This window comes from Ruminococcus sp. Marseille-P6503, assembly GCF_900604945.1.
In the GTDB taxonomy this organism is placed as follows: domain Bacteria; phylum Bacillota; class Clostridia; order Oscillospirales; family Ruminococcaceae; genus FB2012.
The window spans coordinates 1-6967 of record NZ_UWPB01000006.1 but is presented as its reverse complement, the minus strand read 5'-3'; the positions used below and the strand labels follow the sequence as shown (position 1 = coordinate 6967).

Here is a 6967-nt window from a genome sequence, read left to right as displayed (position 1 = left end):
CGTGGAATGTGCGATTGTCAAGATAGCGTCAGAAATTTATATAGCAAAAACAGCTATACTAAAACAGAATTAAAATACTCCTAACACAATATAAATTGGATTGAAAAACTCTTATTATATAATTAAAAACAGGCCAGAATTTCAATTGAAATCTTGACCTGTTGATTGTTATACTGTTATCGCAAAGTTTGCAACTTTGCTTCAAACGCCTAATAAACGGCTTGTTTAAGCCGTTTTCTTTAATTATCCGACTAAAATCCGACTGCGCATTTTCAGCTTAAAAGCAGACTGCTTACATAGTTTTTCTTGATCTCGTCTGAGGAATGAACATAACGGTCGAGCGTAAGCTTAACGTTCGAATGTCCTAAAAGCTCGCTTAACGCTTTCGGATCAAAGCCTTTTTTAATACAGACGGAAGCGTATGTGTGCCTGAGCACGTGAAAGGGAAAGTCCCTGATTCCGCATTCTTTCAGAACCTTTTTAAAACGGTACTGCAACATTCTCGGCTCTTTGGGAACGTTCAAGCCGGACAGCACATAGATTGACGGGCTGCTCTTGAAATCCGACATCATTTCGGTAAGAAAATCAGGCATAAAAACCGTCCTGACGGAGCTTTCGGTTTTCGGCACGTCAACTATAACCTTTGATTCGCCGTCAATAGTGATCCGCTGAACGGTTTTGTTTACAACAAAAAAGCCCTCCTGCAAGTTTACGTTTTCCCATTTCAGTCCGCACATTTCTCCGATTCTGATACCCGTATACAAACATATCAGTATGCTTAAATTAGTCAGATCGAGATTGCGTTTAATATACAAGCTTAATCTGCGTATTTCATTGTCCGACAGCGCTTTAAGCTCTGTGTTTCTAACTTTGGGCGACTGAATATCCTCGCAGATATTTTCAAGTCCGTATTCCCTGTGAGCGAATGAAGATATTGCTTTCAGCACAATTATTACGTCCTTTGCAGCTTTAGCCGAAAGACCGCCTTGTCCGTCTGTTCTGCCATTGGAAAGCAGCTCTGCAACAAATGAGTTTATCCGCTTCTTTGAAAGCAGGCAATAAATTTGATCTCCCAATAGCGGATAAATGTGATTTTTAAGCAGTCTGTAATAGTTTGCATAGGTAGAGCTTTTAACGGTCAGCTTTTTAATCTCAAGCCATTCAAGACAGATTTCCCTGACCGTCAGTCTGATATACGCCTTAGCTTCAGTCTTTTTCAAAGTATATGAAAGCTCCATTTTGTTCTTTACTTCCGCAAGAGTTTTTCCGTAAACATACTTATATTTCAATTTGCCTTTTTCATTGTAACCAAGCTTAATACGTCCCTCGTATCTTCCGTCTGTTCTTTTGTAGATATTGCTGCCTCTCCTTGACATCTGTGTTCCTCCGGACTAAAATTCTGACGGTTTATAGCATAAAAATTAGGCTTAAACCGTCGTTTTATTAATACTTTGTCGAAATGTTATACCTTAAAATGTCAAAAAAGTCTTTACAGCTTCCTTTTTTTATGATATAATACAAGTGTTGCAGCGCAAAAACTGGTAAAATGCCATACGCAAAGTTGCAAACTTTGCGATAACCTCTTAAGCGCTGCAATACTATTTTGTGCGGAGTTCCAGAATTTATGCAAATTTTAATCTCTTTTCTTTTGTGTTTTGCACACGACGGTTATTTTGCTTTTTCAATCAGCTAGGGGAAATCTTATGGAACTCCGCATAAGCTTTTGTACCATACCTCCTCTTAATAATATGTGTGACAAAAGTGAATCCGGTCTGGAAACAGACCGGATTTTGTTTTTATGTGAATAAGAAACAACATTTTGTCATAAAGCATGATAATGTCGAATAAGCACGAAAACAAACTATTGCTAAATATTGAAAGTCGTTATATTATTTGATATAATGTAAATAATAGTAACAACTTATTTGATTATAATCGTGAAAGTAATCTATTAGTGTAACTGTATAGGTTAAATAAGATGAGACTTATATTACAGTTTGATTATTTAGCAATTTGTACAAAAGGGTATTAGCGGTTTTTACATAAATGTAGAAAATTAATTTATTGCCAAAAAACAGCATATAAAATATTGAGTTTTAAAAATTATTGTTGTATAATTAATAAGGAGAATTAAATGTGCTGTTAAGACCGGATAATAAGGAGGGAACAAAATAATCCTTGATAACAGAAAGAAAATCAAAAAATAATTAATTATGGAGGAAAATGCAAATGAAAAAGTTTATCAAAAAAATTACAGTATTTACTGTAACAATTTTAACGATGTGTGCTACTGTAATAAATGCTTCGGCTTATACATCATCACGATTAGGTGAAACAAATAAATCTACCTCATCTACTCGCAGATATATATCATGCTATCAGTCAGGTTCATTTTCTTATGGTAATGTAAGCGGTACTGCTTGGACGAAAACATCTGTAAGAAAAAGTACGTTTAATCCTGATTGTAGTTTTAATGGAGATATTACAGTGACAGCAGGGGTTGGAAGTGTTTCCGGTTATAAAAATAATCCTTACGCAAGTTCGGCGGTATGTAATATATCAGGCAAGGCTTCAGGTACAGTAAAATCCAGTCATGTCTTTTCAAGCGCTACATATGGCAAGTACAGTACGGTATTGCCCAATTAAAAGGTTATAAGTAAATGTTCAGTCGGATAAGGTTATTTCTTTTTTGAAAGAAGTGAAATTGTCCGACTTTAATTTTTTGAGAGGGGATTTAAAATGAGCAAAAAAATTAAAATAAGTATTATAACAACTGCTATAATTATATTAGCAATTCTTGTATCTCTGGTTATTTTTTTAAGCAATAGAAATAGTAAAAATGTAACAGAAGAGTATAAATATCAATTGATTAATAATGAAACTAATCTATATATTAGCGACCTTGTAGCATATGCAGGAGATTTTATATATTTTAATGATTACATAACTAATTATTATGCAGAATATGATGTATACAAAGATAAACAAATTCAAATGCCTGTAAAAGGCCAAATTTCAGACTTTAATTTTTATAATGGAAACCTATACTGCATATTATATACAGAATTTGAAGTGGACAATACTCATTTATCGATAGTTAAATGGGATATAAATACCGGAAATTATGAAACAATATATGTTCCTCCCAAAGGAGTAGACGGATTGTATAATTTCTCTATGACAACCGACGGTCTTATGTTCTTTTTAGAAAGAAAACCAACAAGTGAAGTATCTATTCAAAAATTTATTAGTGATCCAGATGGATATAATATAAACTATACGCTTTATATATATGATTCGGAAACTAATGAAAAAACGGCTTTAGCTGAAGGGGTTGACAGATATTATATAAGAGGCAACAGATTGTATTTTGATAAAGTTATGGTATCAGATAATACCGAAGATGTTTTTTATTTAGATTTTGATGATCCTGATAAAATTATTGACACAGGTATTTGCTGCCGTACCGCTGAAGCAGTAAAAAAAGGATATGAAGGCTGGTTTTATGTTGATGACGAATATGTGTATTATTCCGGAGGTACTGCTGATTATTATAGGCGTTCAATGAAAACTGATAAAGAAGAGCTGCTTTTTACTTATACTGATTCTGAAGGATATATAGCCAGATCGCTCGAATTTAACGGTAAGCAAATTCTATATGTACGATGTAAATTTAATGATGAAGTGGAATTCGGAGCGAAGCTTTTTGAACTTGATACGGAAACAAAAAGCAATGAAAATATTTGGACAGACACTACATCAGAGCTTTTAGGAGATTATGCTTCGTTTAAAAATAATAATGACTTTTTTTATTTGAGTACATATGCAGGAGATTATTCAGGTCGGACAAATTACTATATTGTATATCCGGATTATACAAAAAAGGAGATATACCGTAATTCATATTGGGAGAATAACGAGTAACGAGGTGTAATATATGAATAAGATCAAATTAGAAAACTTATCAAAACGTTATGGAAAAAGGACTGCTATAGATGGAATAACATGTGAATTTTCAACAGGAATCAATGCATTATTAGGACCTAACGGAGCCGGAAAGACTACAATAATGAACTGTATTTCAGGCGTTATTTCTGTAACAGGAGGAAAAATTACATATAACGACAAAGATGTTTTTTCAATGGGAGAAGAATACAGGTCCAAGCTAAGTTTTCAATTTCAATCTCAGCCCTTTTATCTTAGCTATACCGCTCATGATTTTTTAGAGTTTTCAGCTTTATTAAAGGGAATGGATAAGGCTGATATAAATAAGGAAATAAAACGTGTTCTGTCGCTTGTAAATCTTTCAGAAAATGAAAATGACAAAATAAAATCCTTTTCAGGCGGTATGAAACAAAGGCTTGCTATAGCTCAAACGATTTTGAATTCACCTGAGATTCTTATATTTGATGAACCGAGCGCAGGATTAGACCCTTTTGAAAGAGAACAATTCAAGAGGATCATAATGCAAATGAAAGAGCAGAGTATAATTATTATTTCCACACATATAGTATCTGATATTGATACTATATGCGATAATCTTATAATATTAAATAAGGGTTCGGTTATTGCAAATAATAAGCCGGAGATTCTGTGCGAAAGAATTAAAGGAAAGGTCTGGAGCATTCCCAAAGAGGATATTAAAGACATACCGTTTAATAAAATTTATTTTGAAGATACTGATTCTAAAACTATATCAAAAACCAAACCGACCAAACACGCGGTTATTTCAAAACCGACCCTTAACGATCTGTATTTTTGCGGGCAGCTTAATAAGAATATTTTCTCAGATATAGGCGGTGATGATAAGTGAAAGTATTTTTCTTTATTCTAAAGAAGGATATGAAGATCCTTCTTTTAATTTCACTTATTCTTATGGCCTTTTCCGGAACAACTCAGTATCTCAAATATAAAGAGGCAATGCAGAATGAACCTTATTATTCTAAAACCTTTAAAATATTTAACGAGAATGAAAATATTTACGAACTGGCGGAAAAAGAATATGCAAAGGCTAATTCGGAATATGACAGCTCATATAATGATATTTTTAATTTTATGTACGGATATGACTATGATTCGTCCAAGCCTCCAAAGGAAATACCAAGTCAGTTAATAGAAAGACTTTTTATGCCGTCAAGTAAAAGCGGAAAATATTCTCCGACTGCTGAAGCTGATGTTCTGATGCTGAGCCAGATGTCTGAACAGCTTTACGCTCAGAAAAACTTTAAAAAGCTGATTGAGGATCAGATTGAAAATTATGACAGAAACGTTCGTCGCGGAGTTAAAGACGAATATGTCCTGCTTGAGGCAAAAAAGCTTACTGAAGATTATAATCAGGTATTAAATTTACCATTCAAGGAGGCTGTTGATACTAGAGCTTCCAATGTATTAATTACATATTTAACAACTGATTTTATACCCTTTATAGCTGTTTTTATACTATTCTTTCATAGATTTTCAAGTGAAATTCAAAGCCGGAGATTCCTGCAGTTTTCTATATCGAAATACGGTCCCTGTAAATATACAGTTGCTAAGCTGCTGTCGGGCCTTGCAGGATATTTAATATTTTATCTGATATATTGTATTGTGATATTTTCAGAATTTTTTCTGTTTGACAATTCAAGCGGAACGCTTTTTGCTCCGGTTCAGGTTATAGCTGATTATGAATTATCTCCTGAACCTCTAACTGTATTGCAATATGTACTGTGTATAATGATTACTAAGCTTATTTACTGCCTTGCTTTGAGCGGCGCAATAATGCTTACTTCATTTCTTAGTAAAAAAGTGATCGTTTCCGGAATAACAGGATTGCTGCTGACGTCCGTTCCGATTATTTTCGGAAGAACATACGATATGTATGCCGCTAATCTTGACAGACATAAAATTAAAATAATTTTGTCCTGCGATATATTTAATATGTACCACAATATCAATTATGTAAATCTGTTTAAAACGCCGATAAAATTATATTGGCTGTATTTTATTATCGCAGTAATTTTACTATTGAGTTTTCCTTTTGTTCTTATACTCTATTCAAAAAAGAGAGGTGCTGCAAGTGTATAGCTATCATATAAAAAGACTGATAAAGAAGCAATTACCCTTGCTGCTTATTATATTGCTGCTTACTGTTTCAAGTAAAATTGTGATTATTGAATTTTCTCATCAGGAAGAAAGCTTGACGGAACGATCTCAGGAATTACTGGATACATATGTAAAAGAAGCTATTGATCTTAATACAGACGAGAAGCTTACATACATTAACAAAAAAATAACTTCTGAACGTGAAAGCTATATGAGCATTGAGTCACCTTCACAAACTGAAACAGAAGAATATAATCAAAGAGCAGAGGCACAAAATACATTTAAAAACAGTGTGCTGTTTAATTCATATACATTGTTGGGGGTGAAAAAATATGCGGAAACCGGAGAAGGGTTAGTAAGTTTATCCTTCCCTGAAAATATTTCTGATATTAAAGAAGCTTATCTGGATATACATGAACCTAATGTTGTAAACGAATCCCATTTTAAACGATTTATTTCGCTTCAGAGCTTTTGCTTGATACCATTCTATATACTTTTTATTGTAGGTATATTTATTGCGGACTCATATGAAAAGAAAATTGATCTTCAGGTAATAATATCAGGAAATTCAAAATTGTTTTTCAGGTCACAGGAGATCGTATTAAGCATATTTATTTTTATCATGCTGATAATAAATATAATTTTTGATTTGGCGGCGAGCGGTCTGCTAAGTCATTTATATGAGCTTTCCGTGCCGATACAGAGTATAAGCGACTATGTGTTTATTCCTCATAATCTTACTGTTCTACAGGCAATAATATTTATATTTCTGCTTGAGGTATTCGGAGCTTTTATATGCTATAATTTTTTTGCAATAATATCAAAAGCTTTAAGGTCAATGAAAAATTACATTATATGCGGACTGACTCTGATCGCACTTACCACC

The 6967-nt window shown here is 33.3% G+C and carries 6 protein-coding genes; 5 read left to right on the top strand and 1 reads right to left on the bottom strand.

The genetic code is table 11. The features are described 5' to 3' along the window. Positions 1–272: 272 nt before the first annotated feature. Positions 273–1376, bottom strand: a complete 1104-nt coding sequence (locus EIH25_RS12310; protein WP_124101391.1) for a site-specific integrase — start codon at positions 1374–1376, stop codon at positions 273–275. 853 nt (positions 1377–2229) lie between these two features. On the opposite strand from EIH25_RS12310, the gene EIH25_RS12305 reads away from it, so the two are divergent. From EIH25_RS12305 to EIH25_RS12285, 5 genes are all read left to right on the top strand, one after another. After that, the gene (locus tag EIH25_RS12305) at positions 2230–2646 is read left to right on the top strand and encodes a hypothetical protein (RefSeq protein ID WP_124101390.1); all 417 of its coding nucleotides are present in this window, start codon (positions 2230–2232) and stop codon (positions 2644–2646) included. 93 nt (positions 2647–2739) lie between these two features. Further along, positions 2740–3924: a hypothetical protein gene (locus EIH25_RS12300; RefSeq protein ID WP_124101389.1), complete on the top strand. Its 1185-nt coding sequence runs from the start codon at positions 2740–2742 to the stop codon at positions 3922–3924. A gap of 13 nt (positions 3925–3937) precedes the next feature. Next, on the top strand, positions 3938–4813 hold the full coding sequence (locus EIH25_RS12295; protein ID WP_124101388.1) for an ATP-binding cassette domain-containing protein: 876 nt from the start codon (positions 3938–3940) through the stop codon (positions 4811–4813). Further along, complete coding sequence (locus EIH25_RS12290; RefSeq protein WP_124101387.1) at positions 4810–6063, top strand: ABC transporter permease; 1254 nt, start codon at positions 4810–4812, stop codon at positions 6061–6063. The genes EIH25_RS12295 and EIH25_RS12290 overlap by 4 nt, the downstream gene beginning before the upstream one ends. A 37-nt stretch (positions 6064–6100) precedes the next feature. Then, a partial coding sequence (locus tag EIH25_RS12285) for a hypothetical protein (protein ID WP_164489245.1) occupies positions 6101–6967 on the top strand: 867 nt, incomplete at its 3' end.

What these genes read in the sequence shown, in the direction of transcription:
- EIH25_RS12310 (WP_124101391.1), bottom strand. Translation starts at nt 1,376, where the DNA reads ATGTCAAGGAGAGGCAGCAATATCTACAAAAGAACAGACGGAAGATAC.
- EIH25_RS12305 (WP_124101390.1), top strand. Translation starts at nt 2,230, where the DNA reads ATGAAAAAGTTTATCAAAAAAATTACAGTATTTACTGTAACAATTTTA.
- EIH25_RS12300 (WP_124101389.1), top strand. Translation starts at nt 2,740, where the DNA reads ATGAGCAAAAAAATTAAAATAAGTATTATAACAACTGCTATAATTATA.
- EIH25_RS12295 (WP_124101388.1), top strand. Translation starts at nt 3,938, where the DNA reads ATGAATAAGATCAAATTAGAAAACTTATCAAAACGTTATGGAAAAAGG.